Here is a 315-nt window from a genome sequence, read left to right as displayed (position 1 = left end):
CGGCGAAACCGGCCTCGACGGCGCCGACCTTGCCGAACCGGTGACGCCGCTACAGGACGAACACGCGGTCAACTACCTGGTGCGCGCGATCATGGACGCGCCTGAAGGCGAATTGACCGTCTGCACGCTCGGGCCGATGACCAATCTGGCCATGGCCATGACCATGGAGCCGAGGATCGTGCCTCGCCTGCGCGAAGTGGTGCTGATGGGCGGCGTCGACCGTCACCCGCTACATGAACGACAAGTCCGGACGACTTACGGTTACCGACCGCACGCTTGACGCGATCGCCACCTATTCCGGCATCCCCAAGAACG

1 protein-coding gene is annotated in these 315 nt (G+C 64.8%); it reads left to right on the top strand.

Annotated features, from left to right (window positions below):
- Positions 1 to 280, top strand: a 280-nt coding sequence (locus EN852_RS38240; protein ID WP_246694566.1) for a nucleoside hydrolase, incomplete at its 5' end; no start/stop codon positions are given.
- Positions 281 to 315: the final 35 nt, after the last annotated feature.

The sequence above is a fragment of the Mesorhizobium sp. M2E.F.Ca.ET.209.01.1.1 genome (genome assembly GCF_004010375.2).
Taxonomy (GTDB): Bacteria; Pseudomonadota; Alphaproteobacteria; order Rhizobiales; family Rhizobiaceae; genus Mesorhizobium.
Note: the sequence above shows the minus strand (reverse complement) of the source record. Positions and strands in the feature narration are given on the sequence as shown.